Origin of the sequence: Actinomadura sp. DC4, assembly GCF_030406325.1 — a bacterium.
GTDB lineage: Bacteria > Actinomycetota > Actinomycetes > Streptosporangiales > Streptosporangiaceae > Actinoallomurus.
In genome coordinates, this window is the sequence record NZ_JAUEQY010000003.1 from 238065 (window position 1) to 257730 (window position 19666).

16 protein-coding genes are annotated in these 19666 nt (G+C 71.7%); 7 read left to right on the forward strand and 9 right to left on the reverse strand.

Annotated features, from left to right (window positions below):
• Nucleotides 1–6 precede the first annotated feature (6 nt).
• Complete coding sequence (locus QWU11_RS06130; protein ID WP_290104042.1) at nt 7–636, reverse strand: CoA transferase subunit B; 630 nt, start codon at nt 634–636, stop codon at nt 7–9.
• A gap of 26 nt (nt 637–662) precedes the next feature.
• The gene (locus tag QWU11_RS06135) at nt 663–1409 is read right to left on the reverse strand and encodes a CoA transferase subunit A (RefSeq protein ID WP_290104043.1); all 747 of its coding nucleotides are present in this window, start codon (nt 1407–1409) and stop codon (nt 663–665) included.
• A 223-nt stretch (nt 1410–1632) separates the two neighbouring features.
• On the opposite strand from QWU11_RS06135, the gene QWU11_RS06140 reads away from it, so the two are divergent.
• From QWU11_RS06140 to QWU11_RS06150, 3 genes are all read left to right on the forward strand, one after another.
• Nucleotides 1633–2577: a cation diffusion facilitator family transporter gene (locus QWU11_RS06140; protein WP_290104044.1), complete on the forward strand. Its 945-nt coding sequence runs from the start codon at nt 1633–1635 to the stop codon at nt 2575–2577.
• 82 nt (nt 2578–2659) lie between these two features.
• Entirely contained in the window at nt 2660–6520 is a 3861-nt protein-coding gene (hrpA, locus tag QWU11_RS06145) for an ATP-dependent RNA helicase HrpA (protein ID WP_290104045.1), read from the forward strand.
• A complete protein-coding gene (locus QWU11_RS06150; protein WP_290104046.1) occupies nt 6517–7368 on the forward strand; it encodes a maleylpyruvate isomerase family mycothiol-dependent enzyme in 852 nt (283 codons plus the stop codon). The genes hrpA and QWU11_RS06150 overlap by 4 nt, the downstream gene beginning before the upstream one ends.
• Nucleotides 7369–7772: 404 nt before the next feature.
• Here QWU11_RS06150 and QWU11_RS06155 read toward each other — a convergent pair whose 3' ends face one another.
• Nucleotides 7773–8309, reverse strand: coding sequence for a MazG nucleotide pyrophosphohydrolase domain-containing protein (locus tag QWU11_RS06155; protein WP_354670809.1), 537 nt, complete (start codon nt 8307–8309; stop codon nt 7773–7775).
• Nucleotides 8234–9679, reverse strand: coding sequence for an NAD(P)/FAD-dependent oxidoreductase (locus QWU11_RS06160; RefSeq protein WP_290104048.1), 1446 nt, complete (start codon nt 9677–9679; stop codon nt 8234–8236). The genes QWU11_RS06155 and QWU11_RS06160 overlap by 76 nt, the downstream gene beginning before the upstream one ends.
• A gap of 81 nt (nt 9680–9760) precedes the next feature.
• Between QWU11_RS06160 and QWU11_RS06165 the strand changes: the two genes are divergently transcribed.
• Nucleotides 9761–10357: a TetR/AcrR family transcriptional regulator gene (locus tag QWU11_RS06165; protein ID WP_290104049.1), complete on the forward strand. Its 597-nt coding sequence runs from the start codon at nt 9761–9763 to the stop codon at nt 10355–10357.
• 192 nt (nt 10358–10549) lie between these two features.
• A complete protein-coding gene (locus tag QWU11_RS06170; RefSeq protein WP_290104050.1) occupies nt 10550–12448 on the forward strand; it encodes an ABC transporter ATP-binding protein in 1899 nt (632 codons plus the stop codon).
• Here the strand turns inward: QWU11_RS06170 and QWU11_RS06175 are convergent.
• Nucleotides 12445–13908 (reverse strand): FAD-dependent oxidoreductase, encoded by a 1464-nt coding sequence (locus QWU11_RS06175; protein ID WP_290104051.1) that lies wholly within the window; start codon nt 13906–13908, stop codon nt 12445–12447. The genes QWU11_RS06170 and QWU11_RS06175 overlap by 4 nt on opposite strands.
• An 82-nt stretch (nt 13909–13990) precedes the next feature.
• Between QWU11_RS06175 and QWU11_RS06180 the strand changes: the two genes are divergently transcribed.
• Nucleotides 13991–14620, forward strand: a complete 630-nt coding sequence (locus QWU11_RS06180) for a TetR family transcriptional regulator (protein WP_290104052.1) — start codon at nt 13991–13993, stop codon at nt 14618–14620.
• Here QWU11_RS06180 and QWU11_RS06185 read toward each other — a convergent pair.
• Nucleotides 14606–15232, reverse strand: a complete 627-nt coding sequence (locus QWU11_RS06185) for an RNA methyltransferase (protein WP_290104053.1) — start codon at nt 15230–15232, stop codon at nt 14606–14608. The two genes, QWU11_RS06180 and QWU11_RS06185, sit on opposite strands and share 15 nt — an antisense overlap.
• A 70-nt stretch (nt 15233–15302) precedes the next feature.
• Here QWU11_RS06185 and QWU11_RS06190 point away from each other — a divergent pair, with 70 nt between their 5' ends.
• Entirely contained in the window at nt 15303–16472 is a 1170-nt protein-coding gene (locus QWU11_RS06190; protein WP_290104054.1) for a winged helix DNA-binding domain-containing protein, read from the forward strand.
• On the opposite strand, the gene QWU11_RS06195 is transcribed toward QWU11_RS06190, so the two are convergent.
• The 3 genes from QWU11_RS06195 to QWU11_RS06205 all read right to left on the reverse strand — a co-directional run bounded on the left by QWU11_RS06195 (nt 16465) and on the right by QWU11_RS06205 (nt 19640).
• Nucleotides 16465–17748, reverse strand: coding sequence for an alkaline phosphatase family protein (locus QWU11_RS06195; RefSeq protein ID WP_290104055.1), 1284 nt, complete (start codon nt 17746–17748; stop codon nt 16465–16467). The genes QWU11_RS06190 and QWU11_RS06195 overlap by 8 nt on opposite strands.
• Before the next feature lie 116 nt (nt 17749–17864).
• The gene (locus tag QWU11_RS06200; protein ID WP_290104056.1) at nt 17865–18521 is read right to left on the reverse strand and encodes an HAD family hydrolase; all 657 of its coding nucleotides are present in this window, start codon (nt 18519–18521) and stop codon (nt 17865–17867) included.
• Between the two features lie 33 nt (nt 18522–18554).
• Nucleotides 18555–19640, reverse strand: coding sequence for a hypothetical protein (locus QWU11_RS06205; RefSeq protein ID WP_290104057.1), 1086 nt, complete (start codon nt 19638–19640; stop codon nt 18555–18557).
• Nucleotides 19641–19666 lie beyond the last annotated feature (26 nt).

Genomic DNA, 19666 nt, shown 5'->3' on the forward strand with positions numbered 1-19666 from the left:
CTCTCCTTACGTTCCGATCGGCGGATCGGTGCGGTCGCGTATCTCCTGCGGGCTCACGCCCGGCGCGGTCTCCACGAGGACCAGGCCGTCCGGGGTTACGTCGAGGACGCCGAGGTCGGTGATGATCCGCTCGACGCAGGCCGCGCCGGTCAGCGGCAGGGTGCACTCCTCGACGATCTTGGAGCCGCCGTCCTTGGCGTTGTGGCCCATCACGACGATCACCCTGCGGGCGCCGTGCACGAGGTCCATCGCGCCGCCCATGCCTTTGATCATCTTGCCGGGGACGGCCCAGTTGGCGAGGTCGCCGCGGGCCGAGACCTGCATCGCGCCGAGGACCGCGACGTCGACGTGGCCACCGCGGATCATGCCGAACGACAGGGCCGAGTCGAAGTAGGAGGCTCCGGGCCGTACGGTCACCGTCTCCTTGCCGGCGTTGATCAGGTCGGGGTCGATCTCGTCCTCGCCCGGGTACGGGCCGACGCCCAGCAGGCCGTTCTCCGAATGGATCACGACGTCGACGCCCGCCGGCAGGAAGCCCGGGATCAGCGTCGGCAGCCCGATACCGAGATTGACGTACATGCCGTCCGACAGCTCCCGGGCCGCCCGCTCCGCGATCTCGTCCCTGCTCCAGCTCATTGGTCGCTCGCCCTCCTCACTCCAGCTCACGTCGTCGTCCGCTTCTCGATCGGCTTGTCGGCGGCCTGTTCCGAAGTCAGTGCCAGGACCCTCTGGACGAAGATCCCCGGGAGGTGCACGGCGTCCGGGTCGATCGCGTCGACGAGCTCCTCGACCTCGGCCACCGCGACCCGGGCGGCCATCGCGCACAGCGGGTTGAAGTTGCGGGCCGACTTGTCGAAGACCAGGTTGCCGTGCCGGTCGCCGCGGACCGCGCGTACGAGGGCGAAGTCGGTGGTGATGCTCTCCTCCAGGACGTACTCCCGGCCGCCGAACTCGCGTACCTCCTTGGGCGGCGAGGCCACCGCCACTCCCCCGTCCGGGGCGTACCGCCACGGCAGGCCGCCCTCGGCGACCAGCGTGCCCACGCCGGCGGGCGTGTAGAACGCCGGGATGCCGCAGCCGCCGGCGCGCAGCTTCTCCGAGAGCGTGCCCTGGGGCATCAGCTCGAGTTCGATCTCCCCGCCGAGGTAACGGCGGGCCAGCTCCTTGTTCTCGCCGACGTAGGAGCCGCGAGCGCGGGCGATCCGGCCGGCGTCGAGCAGCCGCCCGAGGCCGAGGCCGATCGTCCCGCAGTTGTTCGACACGATCGACAGGTCGCCGGAGCCTCCGTCGTACACCGCGTCGATGAGCGTGAAGGGCACTCCGCACAGCCCGAACCCGCCGACGGCGATCGAGGCGCCGCCGCCGATGTCCGCGACCGCCTCCGCGGCGGAGGCCACCACCTTGTCCATACTCCCACCCTGCCAAGACGTCCGGACCGTCCGTGATCGTTCTTCCGCTCAGCGGAAGCGACGGTGATCGTCGAACACGGCGCCGGACACGGGTGAGATGCCCGCCGCTCTTGATAACGTCGATACGGGGCGGCGACGAGGAGGAGGAGCACCGGATGCAGCGGACCGGCCGGGTGCGTACCACCAGCGTTCCGTCTGCCGTGATCGAGACGGCCGACGGGCCGTGAGCCACGGGCATGACGGGCACAGCCACGGGGTCAGCCCCGAATCGGACCGGCGCCTCCTGACCGCGGCGCTCGGCCTGATCCTGGCGTTCATGGCCGGAGAGGTCGTCGTCGGGATCCTGGCCCACTCGCTCGCGCTGATCTCCGACGCCGCGCACATGCTCACCGACGCCGCCGCGATCGCGCTGGCGCTGGTGGCCATGCGCCTGGCGGCCCGGCCCCCGCGTGGCGGCTACACCTACGGGCTCACCCGCGCCGAGATCCTGTCCGCCCAGGCCAACGGCATCACCCTGCTCGTGCTCTCCGCGTGGCTGGTCTACGAGGCCGTCCGCCGCCTGATCGACCCGCCCGACGTGACCGGCGGCCTGGTGCTCGGCACCGCCCTCGCCGGCGTGGTGGTCAACCTCGCCGCGACCTGGCTGATCGGCCGGGCCAACCGCGACAGCCTCAATGTCGAGGGTGTCTTTCAGCACATCGTGACCGACCTGTACGCCTTCGTCGCCACGGCCATCGCCGGGCTCGTCGTGCTGCTCACGGGCTTCTCGCGGGCGGACGCGATCGCCTCGCTCCTCGTCGTCGCGCTGATGCTCAGGGCCGGCGCCGGCCTCGTACGCGACTCGGGGCGGATCTTCCTGGAGGCCGCTCCCGCGGGCCTGGACCCGGACGGGATCGGGCGTGTCCTGGCGGGACGCCCGAACGTCGTCGAGGTGCATGACCTGCACGTATGGCAGATCACCTCCGGCATGCCGGCCGCCTCGGCGCACGTGCTCGTGGCGCTCGGTGAGGACTGTCACGCCGTACGCGCCGACCTGGAGCACGTCCTCGAACAGGACTACCAGATCACCCACACGACCCTTCAGGTCGACCACGCCTCGGAGCAGTTGCTGACCATCGAGCGGCGGCACTGCGACGACGCGCACGGGCCGAGCCATCGGGGAAAATGAGTGGCGGGACGCCTCATCGTGCGGCACCGTGGTGATCCCTGGCGCCGGGTGGTCCGGCAGCTTGCCTATTCTGTCCGGTTGTATGGGATCTTCGCTCTCTGACGTGCGGTCACGGCTGCCCGAGTTGATGCTGCGCGACCAGCATCGGCTGCGCCGCCGTCTCGACGGCATCCGCGGCAAACGCGACGCCGCCGCACGTGACGACATCATCGAGAAGGTCGCCGCCGAGGTCGAGGCGGCCGAACGCCGCGTGGCGCACCGCCGCGCGGCGATGCCGTCGATCACCTATCCCGAGGCCCTGCCGGTCAGCCGGCGCAAGGACGAGATCCGCGACGCCATCGAGAAGAACCAGGTCGTGATCGTCGCCGGGGAGACCGGGTCCGGCAAGACCACACAGCTCCCGAAGATCTGCCTCGAGCTCGGGCTGGGCGTCAAGGGCGCGATCGGGCACACCCAGCCGCGCCGGCTCGCCGCCCGTACGGTCGCCGAGCGCATCGCCGAGGAGCTGGACACCCCGCTCGGTGAGGCGGTCGGCTACCAGGTGCGGTTCACCGACCACTCCAGCGACGCCACGCTGGTCAAGGTCATGACCGACGGCATCCTGCTGAACGAGCTGGCGCGCGACCGGATGCTCCGCCGCTACGACACGCTGATCATCGACGAGGCGCACGAGCGCAGCCTGAACATCGACTTCATCCTCGGGTACGTCAAGCGCCTGCTCCCCCGGCGGCCCGACCTCAAGGTGATCATCACCTCGGCGACGATCGACCCCGAACGCTTCTCCCGGCACTTCTCCGACGCGCCGATCATCGAGGTCTCGGGGCGCACGTTCCCGGTCGAGGTCCGCTACCGGCCGGTCGAGGAGGAGGACGACCCGACCCAGGCCATCCTCGACGCGGTGGACGAGCTGGCCCTCGAACCCCCTGGCGACGTGCTGGTCTTCCTGTCCGGCGAGCGCGAGATCCGCGACACGGCGGACGCGCTGGAGAAGCAGAAGCTGCGCGGGGTCGAGGTCCTGCCGCTGTACGCGCGGCTGTCGGCGGCCGAGCAGCACCGGGTGTTCCAGTCGCACCGGGGCCGCCGGATCGTGCTGGCCACCAACGTCGCGGAGACCTCGCTGACGGTGCCGGGCATCAAGTACGTCATCGACCCCGGCAACGCCCGGATCTCGCGCTACAGCCACCGTACGAAGGTCCAGCGGCTGCCGATCGAGGCGGTGTCTCAGGCGTCGGCCAACCAGCGCAAGGGCCGCTGCGGGCGCGTCTCGGAGGGTGTGTGCATCCGGCTCTACGCCGAGGAGGACTTCCTCGCCCGCCCGGAGTTCACCGACCCGGAGATCCTGCGCACCAACCTCGCCTCGGTCATCCTGCAGATGACCAGCCTGGGTCTGGGCGACATCCAGGACTTCCCGTTCATCGACCCGCCCGACCGGCGCAACGTCAAGGACGGCGTCGACCTCCTGGAGGAGCTCGGCGCCCTGGCGTCGGGCGCCCTCACGCCGCTCGGCCGCAAGCTCGCGCAGCTCCCGGTCGACCCCCGCCTCGCCCGGATGGTGCTGGAGGCGGACCGCAACGGCTGCGTACGCGAGGTCATGGTCATCGCCGCCGCGCTGTCGATCCAGGACCCGCGCGAGCGCCCGGCCGAGAAGCGGCAGGCGGCCGACGAGCAGCACGCGCGGTTCGCCGACAAGGAGTCGGACTTCATCGCGTACCTCAACCTGTGGGAATACCTCGGGGAGCGGCAGAAGGAGCTGTCGGGCAACCAGTTCCGCCGGCTGTGCAAGCAGGAATACCTTCACTACCTGCGCGTTCGTGAGTGGCAGGACGTCTTCGGGCAGCTCCGGCAGGTCGGCAAGGACCTCGGCGTCACGTTGAACAGCGCGCCCGCCGATCCCGTCCGGGTGCACATCTCCCTGTTGTCCGGGCTGTTGTCGCACATCGGGCTGATGGAGGAGAAGGACTCCGGCTCCGGCCCGGACCGCCGCCGGGGGCCGCGGGAGTACGACGGCGCGCGGAGTGCCCGGTTCGCGATCTTCCCCGGCTCGCCCCTGTCGAAGAAGCCTCCGCGCTGGGTGATGGCCGCCGAGCTGGTGGAGACCTCACGCCTGTGGGCCCGCATCGCCGCCCGGATCGAGCCGGAATGGGTGGAGCCGCTCGCCGGGCACCTGGTCAAGCGCACGTACAGCGAGCCGCACTGGGAGAAGAAACAGGGCGCCGTGATGGCGTACGAGAGGGTCACGCTGTACGGCGTGCCGATCGTGGCCCAGCGCAAGGTCAGCTACGCGAAGATCGACCCGGCGCTGTGCCGGGACCTGTTCATCCGCAACGCGCTGGTCGAGGGCGACTGGGACACCCACCATCGGTTCCTGCGCGACAACCGGGAGCTGCTCGACGAGGCGGAGGAGCTCGAACACCGGGCGCGCCGGCGCGACATCGTCGTGGACGACGAGACGCTGTTCGAGTTCTACGACGAGCGTCTTCCCGCCTCCGTGGCCTCGGCCAGGCACTTCGACTCGTGGTGGAAGAAGGAGCGGCACGAGTCGCCGGACCTGCTGACGTTCTCGCTGTCGATGCTGGTCAACGACACCGCTGGGTCGATCAGCCAGGACGACTATCCGGACGCCTGGGCGGTCGAGGGCCAGCGCCTGCCCCTGTCGTACCAGTTCGAGCCGGGCACGGACGCCGACGGCGTGACGGTGCAGATCCCGCTGCCGGTGCTCAACCAGGTCTCCTCGGACGGCTTCGACTGGCAGATCCCGGGCCTGCGCGAGGACCTCGTCGTCGAGCTGATCCGGTCGCTGCCCAAGCGGCTGCGGGTCAACTTCGTCCCGGCCCCGGACGTGGCGCGTACGGTGCTGGCGCGCCTGGACCCGTCGTCGGGCCCGCTGCTGGACGCGCTCTCGCGCGAACTGCGCGCGATGACCGGCGTGGAGGTGCCGGTCTCGGCCTGGGACCTGTCCCGCGTGCCCGACCACCTGAAGATCACCTACCGGGTGGTGGACCGGCGGGACACGCTGGCCGAGGGCAAGGATCTGGCGTCGCTCAAGCAGCAGCTGGCCCCGAAGGTGTCCGCCACGTTGTCGCGGGCCTCGGACGCCATCTCTCGTTCGGGCCTGCGGACGTGGGACTTCGGCGCCCTCCCGCAGGTCCACTCCCGGGGCCGGGTGAAGGCGTATCCGGCCCTGGCGGACGAGGGCGACTCCGTCGCCATCCGCACCTACGCGACGGAGGCCGAGCAGCAGCGCTCGATGTGGCGCGGCACCCGGCGGCTGGTGCTGCTGAACTCCCCGTCGCCGGTGAAGCTCCTGCAGTCGAAGCTGAGCAACCAGGCCAAACTGGTGCTGAGCAACACGCCGCACGGCAGTGTGACGGCGCTGCTGGAGGACTGCGTGGCGTGCGCCGCCGACAAATTGATCACCGAAGCCGGCGGGCCGGCCTGGGACGAGGCGGCGTTCCTCGCGCTGAAGGACCACGTACGGGCGTCGCTGGTGGACACGACGGAGGTCGTCTTCGCCAACGCCCAGCGCATTCTGGCCGCGGCGCACGCGATCGAGGCGCGGCTGAAGGGCATCCCCGGCGCTTCCGTGGAGTCGTCGCTGGCCGACGTACGGGCGCAGCTGTCACGGTTGATCTTCCCGGGCTTCGTGACCGCCGCGGGCGCCCGCCGGCTGGCGGACGTGCTGCGCTATCTGCGGGCGATCGACCGGCGGCTGGAGCGTCTGCCGGAGGACCCGTACCGCGACCGTGAACGGATGCAGCAGATCCAGCAGTTGGAGGCGCGGTATGTCCGGACCCGCGACGCCCATCCGGGTGTCGTGAAGGTCCGGGACGTGCGGTGGATGCTGGAGGAGCTGCGGGTCAGCTTCTTCGCCCAGCAGCTCGGCACGGCGTACCCGATCTCGGAGAAACGCATCCTGAAGGCGCTGGACCAGGCCGTCTCATGAGCCTGGGGCCGCCTCTCGACGTACGGCCGCTGTTCGCGGGCTGGCAGGCGGGCTTCGTCTCCCTCTTGCGGGATCTGGACGAGGGAGACTGGACGCGGCCGACCGTGTGTCGGGGCTGGGACGTGAGAGATGTCGCCATCCACGTCCTCGGCGACCACCTGGGCCGGCTGTCGATGCTCCGCGACTCGTTCCAGGCGCTTCACCCGCGTGAGGGCGAGCCGTTCCCCGCCTTCATCGACCGCATCAATGCGGAGTGGGTGACCGCCTGCCGCCGCCTGAGCCCGCTCCTGCTCAACGGCCTGCTGTCCTCGGTGGGCGATGAGGTCGTGGCGTTCTGGCAGACGGTGGACATGCAGGCGCTGGGCGGCCCGGTGACGTGGGCCGGCCCTCCGCCGGCGCCGGTGTGGCTGGACGCGGCCCGCGACTTCACCGAGTACTGGACCCACGAGCAGCAGATCCGCGACGCCGTCGGGCGGCCGGGCCTCGGCGATCCCGTTGCGGTCGCCGCGGTGATCGACACGTTCCTGCGAGCGTTGCCGCACACGTTGCGCGAGGAGCCCGCCTCGGAGGGGGCTGGCCTTGAGGTGACGGTGACCGGGGTCGGGGTCTGGGCGTGTTCCCGCACCGGCGGCCACTGGGCGCTCGATCGCGGGCCGGTCCCGGGTCCCGCCGCCCGCCTCGAACTGGACACCGACACGACGTGGCGCCTGTGCACCCGTGGCATAACGCCGGAGGAGGCCGCGGCCCGCGCCCGCGTCGAGGGCGATGCCCGGCTCGCGACAGCGGCCCTCCAGATCGTGTCCATCATCTGGTCACCACCGCCCCAGCCCGCTGAGGGCGAAGCCTGACCGCGTGCGACGAAGCGGGCATCTCGGCTAAGCGTGACCGGTGGGTTCTGCCACGGCATCCGATGGTGACTCCTGCGGTCGAGCCGTTGACGAGTCGGGGGGCGATCAGGGAGCACTTTGCCGTGCCACCTGGGGCTCAAGCCTCCACTCCCAAGAGGCGGGTCGTCGACATCGTCGTTCACGAGACCGCGGATCCTGAGGTGATCGTCGCTGAGTTCGCCTACGAGTTCCCGATGCCGGATGGGTCGGCGACCAAGGTTCCCTGCGTCTCGTCATACGCGTACGGGACGGTCAGATCGTCGAATCGCGCGACCACATCGACCCCGTCCGCTCCCACCGGGCGCGTGATGACATCGACGCCCTGGTCGCCGTACTGCGCACACGGACGCCTGCCTGGAGGGCGGCTACCACGGCACCTCGGTCTGGGCGCGGAGGACGGCGGCCACATCCGGTGGGGTGTACCGGGCCGACTTCAGGACCTTGCCGTCCTTACGCCTGATCACTCGGCCGTCCTCGTCCGCCTTGGTCATGTTCGACCTGTGCACCTCGGCGAGCACCGCGTCCAGATCGATGCCGTACGTCACGGCCGCGCCGTACGCCACGTACACGATGTCGGCCAGCGCGTCGGCGATGCCGACGAGATCTCCATCGGCGACGGCTTCGGCGTACTCGCCGACCTCCTCGGCCAGCAGCCGGATCCTGAGCGCCGCCACCTCGGCGGGAACGTCCGCGGTCGGCGCGTCATTGCGGTGCACACCGAACGCGGTGTGGAACGCGGCCACGGCGGGTGCGACGCCCGAAAGGCGGCTCGGTACGGAGCTCCTCCGGAGAAGACATACGCCGAGCCTGGCACAGCCGGCGGCCCTCAGCGGGAAAGCGTGTAGTCGCGGCGCCGGGCCCGGCGCGTGCGGGCCCAGTACTCGAAGGTGAAGCCCGGCCACAGGGTGCGGTTCACGCCGTTATCGTCCAGGTACCAGCTCTTGCAGCCGCCCTCGTTCCACACCGCCTTGCCCAGGCGCCTCCGCAGGCCCTTGTTGAAGCGGCGCTGGGCGGACGGGCGGACCTCGATGGACTCAGCGGAGGTGCCGGCGAGCCGGCGCAGGCAGCTCAGCACGTGCTGGACCTGGGACTCGATCATGAAGACGACCGAGTTGTGGCCGAGGCCCGTGTTCGGGCCCAGGAGGAAGAACAGGTTCGGGAAGCCGGCGATCGTGATCCCGTGGTGGGCCTCGATGCCGTCCGCCCACGCCTCCTGGATCTTCAGGCCGTCGCGGCCGATGATGCGCTGGTCGGCCAGGGCGTCCGTGACCCTGAAGCCGGTGCCGTAGATGATGACGTCGACGTCGTGCGAAACGCCGTCCGCGGTCACCAGGCCCGTCGGGGTGATCTCGGAGATGCCCGACGTCGTCACGTCCACGTGCGGCTGGGACAGCGCCGGATAGTAGTCCGAGGACAGCAGGATGCGCTTGCAGCCGATCGTGTAGTCCGGGGTGAGCTTCGCTCGCAGAACAGGGTCCGGCACCTGGCGGGCGAGGTGCGCGCGGGCGAGTTTCTCCTGCGGCGCCATCAGCCTCGGGTCGATCGTGAAGCCGACCGCGCGGGTCTCCAGCACCCAGTAGATCGCGTTGCGGAAGGCCCGCGTCGCGCCCGGGACGTGCCGGAAGGTGAATCGTGCCCACGGCGGGATGGCGAAGTCCGGCTTCGGCTGGATCCACGGCGGCGTCCGCTGGAAGACCGTCAGGCGCGAAGCCGAAGAGGCGACCTCCGGGACGAACTGGATGGCCGACGCGCCGGTGCCGATGACCGCCACGCGCTTGCCGCGCAGGTCGCAGGAGTGGTCCCACCGGGCCGAGTGGAAGACCGTCCCGGCGAAACGGGAGGCGCCCGGGATGGCGGGCACGGACGGCACGTGCAGCGCGCCGATGCCCGACACGACCGCCTTCGGTGTCAGCACCGAGCCGTCGGCCAGCGTCACGCGCCAGTGCCCCGACGGCTCCCACTCCAGCGCCTCGACGGCGCTGTCATAACGGATGTGCGCCTCGAGCCCGTACTTGGCCGTACAACGCCGCAGGTATTCCCAGATCTCCTCCTGCGGGGCGAACATCCGCGACCACTCGGGGTTCAGCTCGCACGAGAAGGAGTACATATGAGACGGCACGTCGCAGGCGCAGCCCGGATACCGGTTGTCGCGCCACGTGCCGCCGAGGTCGGAGTCCTTCTCCAGGATGACGAAGTCGTCGTACCCGGCCTTCTTGAGCTGGATCGCCATGCCGAGGCCGGCGAAGCCCGAGCCGATGATCGCCAGTTTCACGGGTCCTCCCGTACGGTTGCCTACCCGGAGTAGGTTACCAACGGTAAGTTACCGTCGGTAGGTGTGAGATACAGTTCACAGGTGAAGACCACGCGCCGCAGGATGAGCCGGCCGGAGCGCGAGCGGCAGATGCTCGACGTGGCCGAGGAGGTCTTCGCCGAACAGGGGTACGCCACCGCCTCCATGGAGGAGATCGCCACACGCGTCGGCGTGTCCAAGCCGATGCTGTACGAGTACTTCGGCTCCAAGGAGGGCCTGCTGCTCGCCACCATCGGCAGGGCCCGTACGGAGCTGTTCGAGACCACCGCGCAGGCGATCGAGGCGGCCGCGTCCGCCGAGGACAAGCTGCGCAGCGGCTACCTCGCCTACTTCCGGTTCAACGAGGCGCACCGGCGCGCCTGGCTCGTCCTCCTCCAGGAGCCGATCCTGCACCGCGGCGCCGCCGGCGAGATCGAGGCCACCCGCCGGCAGCAGACCGACCTGATCGCCGCGCAGATGGCGCAGCTCGTCCCCGACCGGCCGCGGCGCGACCTGGAGGCGTACGCGGAGATCATCGTCGGCGCCAGCGAGCGGCTCGCGCTGTGGCGTACGCGCAACCCCGACGTCAGCGTCGAGGAGGCGGCACGCCAGATGATGGACCTCACGTGGCACGGCCTTGGCTCACTGGACGGCGCCTGACCCCGAATTGTCCGGCTACTCCAAGTTGTCCGGCGATCACGTCATGTTCTCGACCGCGGCGGGGAACGATACAGCCATGGCGAGCGACACGCACCACCGCACGTGACGAGGCGCCGTGGGCGGCCGGCCGGCAGGCCGCCCTCCCGGCCCCCGGACCACGACGGCCCCGGGCGGCCACGCGTGGAGCGCGCGATGCGGCGCCTCTTCCAGAAGCAGACCGGCCTGCCCGAGCCCGCCGAACACGCCGCGGAGATGAACCTCCCGCCCTGGCAGACCCACCTCGCCGCCCTCGCCGAGGCCGGTCTCGGCGGGATGACCCGGCGGCTGCCGACCCTGATCGCCGCGGCGGCGCGGCTGGCCTGGCGTGCCTCCCCGGCCGACACGCTCATGACCGTCACGCTGCACCTGCTCGCCGGCGTCTTCACCGCGTACGGCCTGCTCGCGACCACCGGTGTGCTGCGCGCGCTGTTCGCCGGCGGCGCGACCCCTGACCGCGTACGCGCGGCGCTGCCCTCGCTCGCCCTCGTCGCGGGCGCGACGGCCCTGCGCGCCGGGCTGCAGGCGGGCGCGGGCTGGGCGCAGGCGCGGCTGAAACCACAGGTCGACCACCTCGTGGAGAAACGCCTGTTCGACCTGACCACGAGGGTCGAGCTGCCGTGCTTCGACGACACGCAGTTCCACGACGCGATGCACCGTGCGCGCGACCGCGGCCTCATGGAGGCGGCACCGGTCGTGGAGGCGACGATCGACGTCCTCACCGGGGTGATCGGGCTCGCAGCGGCCGCCGGTGCCCTCGGCGTCCTGCATCCCGTGCTGCTGCCGCTGCTGCTGATCACCGCGATCCCCGACGGCTGGGCGGCGGCGCGCGCGGCGCGGATGCGCTACCTCGCGATGTTCGTGCTCTCGGCCGTACGGCGCCGCAAGTGGATCCTCGCCGACCTGATGGCCGACCGCGAGTCGGCGGCCGAGATCCGCGCGTTCACGATGCGCCCGTTCCTGGCCCGCGAGCACGACCGGCTCGCGGTCCGCGAACGCGACATCCACGTGGACCTGGCCCGCCGCCAGACCGTCGTACGGATCCTGGGCGACGTCGCCGGCGGCGTGGCGACCGGCGCGGTCTACGTCGCGCTCGGCGTCCTGCTCGCGATCGGGGCCGTGCACCTCGCGGTGGCCGGCACCGCCGTGCTCGCGATCCGTACGGGACAGACCTCCCTGGCCAGCCTGCTGTTCGCGGTCAACCGGTGCTATGAGTCCGGGCTGTACTTCTCCGACTACCTGGACTTCTGCGCGGACGCAGAGCGCCGGATCCCGGAGGCGCGGGACCGCCCGGTGCCGGACGGCTTCGAGGTGATCACCGCGCGGAACGTCGGGTTCACCTACCCGGGCGCCGACCGGCCGGCGCTGCGCGACGTGTCCGTGGAGATCCACGCCGGGCAGGTCGTGGCGCTGGTCGGTGAGAACGGCTCCGGAAAGTCGACGCTCGCCAAGATCCTCGCCGGGCTGTACGCGCCGGACGAGGGCGAGGTGCACTGGGACGCCACCCACCTCGGCGAGGTCGACCTCGACCGGCTCCGGCAGAACGTCGCGATGATCCCCCAGCACTACACGCACTGGCCGATGACGGCACGGCACAACATCGCGATGGGCCGGGAGCCGTACGAGACGCCGATCGCCGACGCCGCGGCGGCGTCCGGCGCCGACGCCGTGATCGCGGCGCTGCCGCACGGGTACGACACGCTGCTCGACCGCCGGTTCAAGGACGGCCACGAACTGTCCGGCGGGCAGTGGCAGCGCATCGCGGTCGCCCGCGGCTTCTACCGCGACGCGCCGCTGCTGATCTGCGACGAGCCGACCGCCGCCCTCGACGCCCGTGCCGAGCACGCCCTGTTCGAGCGGATACGCGAGCACGCCGACGGGCGTACGGTACTGCTCATCACGCACCGGCTCGCGAGCGTCCGCCACGCCGACCAGGTCTACGTCCTGGACCACGGCCGGCTGGTCGAGCAGGGCCCGCCCGCCGAACTCCTCGCTGCGGGCGGGGTGTTCGGCGAGCTGTACGGCCTGCAGGCCCGCGCGTACCGTCTCGGCTAGCGCGAGAGGTGCTCCTTGATCGCGGGGAGCAGAGTGCCGGTGGCCCCGTCGGTCGCCCAGCAGACGTACCCGTCGGGGCGGATGAGCACCGCGGCGGCGTCCAGGCCGGACTTGGCGCGTACGAGGTCGACCCCGGCGGGAAGCCGCAGGTCGGGCGGGACGACGCCGCCCAGGTCCAGCAGGACGGCGTGCCCGGAGCGGAACAGCGTGGACGCCCGTACGGGACCGGCGTCGGTGATCAGGTCGGCGTCCGGCATCCGATGACCGGTGAGCGGGTGGTCGCCGGGCAGGTCGTACCTCAGCGACAGGCCGGACATCAGGCCCGCGAGGTGCCGGTTGGCGTCCGGCAGCCGCAGGAGGTCGACGAAGATGTCCCGCAGCGCGAGCACGTCCTCGCCCGGCCGCGGATCGGCCAGCACCCGCTGCGCGGACGTGTGGTGCAGCACCCCCGCCCCCACCGGACGCCGTTCGGTCTCGTAGGTGTCCAGGAGGCCGGCCGACGCCCGGCCCTGGATCGTGGCGGCCAGCTTCCAGCCGAGGTTGATCGCGTCCTGCACGCCGGTGTTGAGGCCCTGCCCGCCGAGCGGCGGGTGGATGTGCGCGGCGTCCCCCGCGAACAGCACGTCGCCCACCCGGTAGTGCTCCACCTGCCGGGTCGCGTCGGTGAACCGTGAGGCGTTGTCCACTCCGCCGAGGACGGTCTCCTCGCCGTAGACGGCGCGCAGCGCGGCGGCGATCTCCTCCTCGGTCACCGGGGTGTCCTTGGTGAGATCGGCGTCCCCCTCCCGGCCGAACGTGAACCGGTACCGCTCGCCGCCGATCGGCACGAGCATGGCCCAGTAGCCGCCCGCCATGCGGGTCATCGTGCTGATGTGCCCCATCCGCCGGGGCACCAGGGACGAGGTCGCGGACAGCCGTACGTCGGCCAGCACGGCCAGGTAGGTGCCGGGCCGGCCGGGGAAAGGCTGACCGAGCAGCTTGCGCACCGTACTGCGGCCGCCGTCGCACGCCACGAGGTACCGTGCCCGTACGCGGAGCCCGCCCGCCTCCACGGTCACGCCGTCGCCCGGTTCGACCGCGGTGACCGGGGTGTCGCGCAGGATCCGCGCGCCGCGCGCGGTCGCCCGCTCCTCCAGCAGCTCCTCGACCCTCCACTGGGGGATCGAGATCGGATAGGGGCACCGCGTGTCCCACGGGGTGCAGTCCAGGGGTACGGGCAGCATCGCGAAGTGCCCGCCGACCGGCTCGCGCGGCAGGCTCCGGTCGCGCAGCGGCTCCAGCAGCCCGCGCATCTCCAGGAGTTCGGCCGTACGGGGCTGGATCGCTCCGCCCTTCACCTGCTCGATGCGCCGCGGCAGCTTCTCCAGCACCAGCGTCTGGACCCCCGCCAGGGCCAGTTCGTAAGCCAGCGTCAGGCCGGTCGGCCCGGCCCCCGCGATGACGACCTCGGTCTCTTCCACGTTTCCTCCCCGCTCGACTCGGTGCAAATATATACCAGGTGCAAGAATAAGACGAGTGCATAAAGCTGCTAGAGTCGGCGGCGTGACCGACCAGCCCGGCCTGCGCGAGCGCAAGAAGCAGCGGACGCACGCGGCGATCTCGGACGCGGCGATCGCCCTGTTCTTCGAGCGCGGCTTCAACGAGGTCTCGGTGGCCGAGATCGCCGAGGCGGCCGAGGTGTCCAAGCGCACGCTCTTCGCGTACTTCCCGGCCAAGGAAGACCTCGTCGTGCACCGCCTCGCCGACCACGAGACGGAGGCGGCCCGGGTCGTACGGGCCCGGCCGGCGGGCACGACACCGCTGGCCGCGCTGCGCGCGAACTTCCTCGACGGACTGCGCAGGCGCGACCCGGTCACCGGGATCAACGACGCCCCGCAGGTCCGGGCGCTCTTCCGGATGATCCTCGGTACGCCGGCCCTGGTCGCCCGGATGCAGCGGTTCCGCAACGGCGCGGAGCTCTCGCTCGCCAAGGCGCTGCGCGAGACGGCGGGCGCTCCGGACCTCACCGCGCGGCTGGCCTCCGCCCAGCTCGTCGCGGTTCAGTGGACGCTGACGCTGGACAACGCCACGCGCCTCGCGGACGGCGAGGCCGCCGACGAGCGGTACGCGGGGGCGGTGAGCGACGCGGAGTACGCGTTCGCCCTGCTCGCGAACGGGCTAGAAGGTCTCTGATCCGGCGTGGCGGCGGATCCACTCATACATCGCCACGCCGCTGGCCACGCCCGCGTTGATCGAGCGCGTCGAGCCGTACTGCGGGATGTGCAGGATGACGTCGGCGGCGGCCCGGCCCTCCTCCGACAGGCCGGGGCCCTCCTGGCCGAACAGCATCAGGCAGGCGCGCGGCAGGTCGGCGGTCTGGATCGGGCGGGAACCGGGCAGATTGTCGATGCCGATGACCGGCAGATCCCGTTCCCGGCACCACGCGACCAGGTCGCCCGTCTCTGGGTGATGGCGGACGTGCTGGTAGCGGTCGGTGACCATCGCGCCGCGGCGGTTCCACCGGCGGCGGCCCACGATGTGCACCTCGGCGGCGAGGAAGGCGTTGGCGTTGCGGACCACCGCGCCGATGTTGAAGTCGTGCTGCCAGTTCTCGATCGCGACGTGGAACGGGTGCCGGCGCGCGTCGAGGTCGGCGATGATCGCGGCGTTGCTCCAGTAGCGGTACTCGTCGACGACGTTGCGCCGGTCGCCCTCGGCGAGCAGCGCCGGGTCCAGGCGCGCGTCGTCCGGCCAGGGCCGCGGATGCGGTCCCACGCCGGGCCGCTCGTCGACTTCGGAGGTCATGGCCCCGAGCCTAGGGGGTGGCGTGGGTCGGCCCGGCCGGAGTGTCACCGGGTACGGGGATAATCGCCCGATGGCGACACGGCGGATCGGGGTCACGGAGCGGCGCGCCCGGCTGGGCGTACGGCACCTTCTCGCGGCGCGAGGCGAGACCGCGCTGGAGGCCGCGCGCGCCGTGGTCGCGCTGCACGGGTCCGACCCGGCGTCGGTGTTCCTGTCCGCGATGGCCCGGATGCGCTCCCCCGGCGTCGCCGCCGTCGAGCGGGAGCTGTACGACGAGCGGCGGCTGGTGCGGATGCTGGGCATGCGGCGTACGGTCTTCACCGTCCCGGCCGAGCTGGTGCCGGTCGCGCAGGCCGCCTGCGCCAACGACATCGCCCGGATCGAGCGCCGCCGTACGCTGCTGCTCCTCGACCAGGCGGGCGTCGGCGGCGACGAGTGGCTGCGCTCGGTCGAGGAGGCCACGCTCGCGGCGCTGCGCGCCCGGGGTGCGGCGTTCGCGGCCGAGCTGACGGCGGACGAGCCGCGGCTCAAGGAGCGGATCGTGCTCTCCCAGGGCAAGACGTACGAGGCCCGGCCGGCGGTCGCGAGCCGGGTGCTGTTCGGCATGGCCGCCGAGGGCCGGATCGTACGCGGCCGCCCGCGCGGGTCGTGGATCAGCAGCCAGTTCCAGTGGTCGCCGATCGAGTCGGTGCTGCCGGACGGCATACCCGAGCTGCCCGCCGAGACCGCGCGGACCGAGCTGGTCCGCCGCTGGCTCGCCTCGTACGGGCCGGGCACGCCCGCGGACCTGAAGTGGTGGACCGGCCTGAGCCTCACGCAGGTCCGGAAGGCGCTCGCCGCGCTCGACACCGAGGACGTCGACCTGGACGGCGAGCCCGGCGTCGTCCTCGCCTCGGACGCAGGGCCGGTGGCCGCGCCGGAGCCGTGGGTGGCGCTGCTGCCCGCGCTCGACCCGGCCGTCATGGGCTGGGCCGGGCGCGGGTGGTACCTCGGCGAGCACGGCCCGGCCCTGTTCGACCGGTCGGGCAACGCCGGCCCGACGGTCTGGGCGGACGGGCGGATCGTCGGAGGCTGGGCGCAGCGCGAGGACGGCGAGGTCGTCCACCGGCTGCTGGAGGACGTCGGCGCCGCGACCGCGGCGGCGGTCGCGGACGAGGCGGCCCGCCTGGCCGGCGGGCTCGCCCCCGTACGCGTCAAACCGCGGTTCCGCACCCCGCTCGAACGGGAGCTGGCTACCTGACCTTGAAGCCGCGCTGCCGGGCCCGGGCCTTGAGCTCGGGCCAGTCCTCGCCGGAGTGCGCGTGGTCGGGGATCAGGCAGCCGAGCGTGATCGGCAGCGGCACCTTGTAGCGCGCGGCGGTGAGGTTCGGCGGGTTCGCGAAGTCCAGGACGTCGGCGAGGTTGTTCGCGGCGGCGTCCCGTACGGTCAGCGGCTCCAGGTCGTGCCGCCACTCGATCATCTTCAGCACGGACGTGTGGTCGTACAGGTCGTGCGCCACGTAGCCGCGCCGCGCCCACGGGGAGATGACCACGCAGGGCACACGGAAGCCGCGCAGGCCCGCGCCGAGCGCCGGGTTCGGGTCGGGGCCGACCGTCGGCGGCACGTGGTCGAAGAAGCCGCCCCACTCGTCGTAGGTGATGACCAGGACGGTGCGCTCCCAGTTGGGGCTGGTGACGATCGCGTCGTGGACCTTGCCGAGGAAGTGCTGGCCGAGGCGGATGTCGGCGAGGGGGTGCTCGTCCTCGGCCATGCCCGGGATGGCCTCGCCGAGGAAGCCCGGGTCGACGTAGGAGACCGCGGGCAGCGTTCCGGTCGCCGCGGCCAGGTAGAACTCGGTGATCTGGTGGCTGATGCCGAGGTACTTCGTGCCCCACAGCGCGGTGATCGGCACGTCGCTGTAGTAGTAGCGCCCGTCGACGCCCGCGTCGGCGAGCCGGTCCCAGATGGCGGGCATGGTGGCGATCCGGTCGATCGAGGTCGTCGTACGGTCGGTCGTGGCGGAGTGCAGGAAGAACCGGTTGGGGAAGGTCGGCCCCATCATCGCGGCGAAGTAGCGGTCGCAGACGGTCCACTCACGCGCCGCGCGGCCGTAGAAGGCCAGGTCGGCGGCCTCGAAGTAGCCGATGGACAGCTCGTCGTTCTCCCCGGCCCGCAGCCAGCCGTCGCAGGCGCCGCCGTTGAACTCGGTACGGCCGCCCTCGTAGGAGTGGTCGGGGTCGTTGAAGCCGCAGCCCGAGGGCGTGGTCAGGTGATGGGTGTCGTGCGCGGCGCCGGCGGTGTCGGTGTAGGTCAGCCCGGCCTGCCTGCCGTCCGCGCCCGGGAGCCAGCCGAGGTAGTGGTCGAAGGAGCGGTTCTCCATCATCACGACGACGATGTGGTCGATGCCGGACTGCCCTGGGGAGGGCAGGGACGCCGCCGCGGGTTTCGCCGCCCGCGCCCGGCGCGGGGTGGCGACGCCCGCCGCGACCACTCCTGCGGTTCCGGCCATGAATCCGCGCCGACTCACATCGTTCACCGTCTGTCTCCCTGCGTCCGGGGGCCTGAGCCCGAGCAGAGTACGACGGCGGAAGCTACTGGTTGGTTAACTCCCGCAGGCCGCTTGCGGACACGACCTGAACAGGCCGCCTCGCCTCAGGCGAGGGGACTCTCGTCGAAGTGGCCGAGCAGGTCGGCGGTGCCCTCGTAGATCGCCACCGCCCCGGCTCCGCGGAGCTCCTCGGCGCCGAACCCGCCGGTGAGCACCGCGACGCAGGGCACCCCGGCCTTGCGGCAGGCGTGCACGTCCCAGACCGCGTCCCCGACGAAGACGGTACGGTCGGGCGGCACGCCGGCCCGATCGAGCGCGATCCGCACGAGATCGGGCGCGGGCTTGCTCTCCCCCGCCTCGCTGGAGGAGGTCGCGTCGGTGATCGCGTCATCGGCGTCGAGCGTCTCGCGCAGCGTCTCGAGCTCGCGCGCGGCGGCGGAGCTGGCCAGGATGACCTTCATCCCCCGCGCGGCGCAGGCGCGGAGGAGGTCCGCCGCCCCGTCGAAGGCCCGCAGACGGGTCCAGTAGGTGCCGTACAGCGACCGGTGCGCGGCACGCATGTCGTCGTCGGCGTCACGGTCACGGTCGTCGGGCAGCAGGTGGTCGAGCAGCTTGTCCGACCCCATGCCGATGGCGCGGTGGATGTCGGCCATGTCCACCTGCTGGCCGTACTGCCGGAACGCCTCCCACCAGCACACGGCGTGCAGGTAGTTGGTATCGACCAGGGTCCCGTCGACGTCGAAGATCACCGCATCCACCATGCCTCGACGCCTACCCGACCCCCTGCGAGGTAATCAGCGGGCGGCGGTCTCGTAGCGGAGCAGGGCGCCCAGGCCCTGGTCGGCGTGCCAGTCGTCCAGGTTCACCAGGAGCAGTTCGCCGTCCGTGCAGGCCGCCGCTCTGATCATGGCCGCGTCCGCGCGGTCCTCGGTCGGCTCGGCGACGCCCAGATCTCTCAGTTCGCCCGGGGACGTGGCCAGGTCCGTGCCGCGCGGGCCGGTCCACACAGGCGTGTCCGCGAACACGTCCGGCGAGATCAGCAGGCTCGCGACCTGGGCGTTTCGCAGAGCTCCCACCACCGCGGCCAAGCCGCCCGCCGCGCGCCGGCCCTTCGTCAGCTGCTCCTCGTAGCGGTCGACCGCCGCCCGGAGCCGGGCCGTGCGCCGGCGTTCGACGGCCGCGGCGACCTCCGCGTCCAGGCCTGGGCCGCACGAGCTCGGCGACTCCGCTATCCGCGTCAGCATGGGTTCCGACAGGTGTTCCAGTACCGCCGCGCGAGCGCGGACGTCCCCGGCCAGGACGATCACCTCGCCCGCGCAGGCGCCGGCCGCTCGTTCGATCACCAGGGCGACCTGCTTGGCGTTGGCGCGCCAGGTGTCCTCGGCGGCGTTCTGGGCGTGCGGCTGGCTCTGCATGTCGCCGCCCTTCGGCTTGCGTACCGGGAACTCCACCTTCGGCGGCACGTCGATGTTCCACCACGTGCCGTCCGCGGCGACGCAGGTGAGCCGCGCGCCCAGGCGGTTGACCACGGCGACGAGGCGGGAGACCGGCTCGCCGCGCTGTTCGAGCAGCGGGCCCACGTGCGGTAGCGGAGCGTACCTCGCCGACTCCGCCCTCGGCGGGCCGTCCAGCACCTTCGCGTAGACGACCTCGTCGCCGGTGGCGAACACCGCCAGGCACCCCGGTTCCCGTTCGTCCCGTACGACGCGTTCGATCGCCTCGACGGTCTCCGGCGGGGCTCCCTGGCCGGCCAGTTCCCTGCGCCGGGCGTGCCATCGCGCCTCGACCGTGCGGGACGCCTCCGTACGGCGCATGTCGAGGTACACGGACGCGAAAGGCCCCGGGTGGTCGTACAGAGCCCGGAGGAACAATAGGTCCATATGGGCTGCGGTACCCGCCCCTGGCC

Excerpts from the sequence above, each read along its gene's own strand:
- QWU11_RS06200 (WP_290104056.1), bottom strand. The coding sequence starts at position 18,521 with ATGGTGGATGCGGTGATCTTCGACGTCGACGGGACCCTGGTCGATACC.
- QWU11_RS06130 (WP_290104042.1), bottom strand. The coding sequence starts at position 636 with ATGAGCTGGAGCAGGGACGAGATCGCGGAGCGGGCGGCCCGGGAGCTG.
- QWU11_RS06135 (WP_290104043.1), bottom strand. The coding sequence starts at position 1,409 with ATGGACAAGGTGGTGGCCTCCGCCGCGGAGGCGGTCGCGGACATCGGC.
- QWU11_RS06190 (WP_290104054.1), top strand. The coding sequence starts at position 15,303 with ATGGCGACACGGCGGATCGGGGTCACGGAGCGGCGCGCCCGGCTGGGC.
- QWU11_RS06170 (WP_290104050.1), top strand. The coding sequence starts at position 10,550 with ATGCGGCGCCTCTTCCAGAAGCAGACCGGCCTGCCCGAGCCCGCCGAA.
- hrpA (WP_290104045.1), top strand. The coding sequence starts at position 2,660 with ATGGGATCTTCGCTCTCTGACGTGCGGTCACGGCTGCCCGAGTTGATG.
- QWU11_RS06185 (WP_290104053.1), bottom strand. The coding sequence starts at position 15,232 with ATGACCTCCGAAGTCGACGAGCGGCCCGGCGTGGGACCGCATCCGCGG.
- QWU11_RS06205 (WP_290104057.1), bottom strand. The coding sequence starts at position 19,640 with ATGGACCTATTGTTCCTCCGGGCTCTGTACGACCACCCGGGGCCTTTC.
- QWU11_RS06150 (WP_290104046.1), top strand. The coding sequence starts at position 6,517 with ATGAGCCTGGGGCCGCCTCTCGACGTACGGCCGCTGTTCGCGGGCTGG.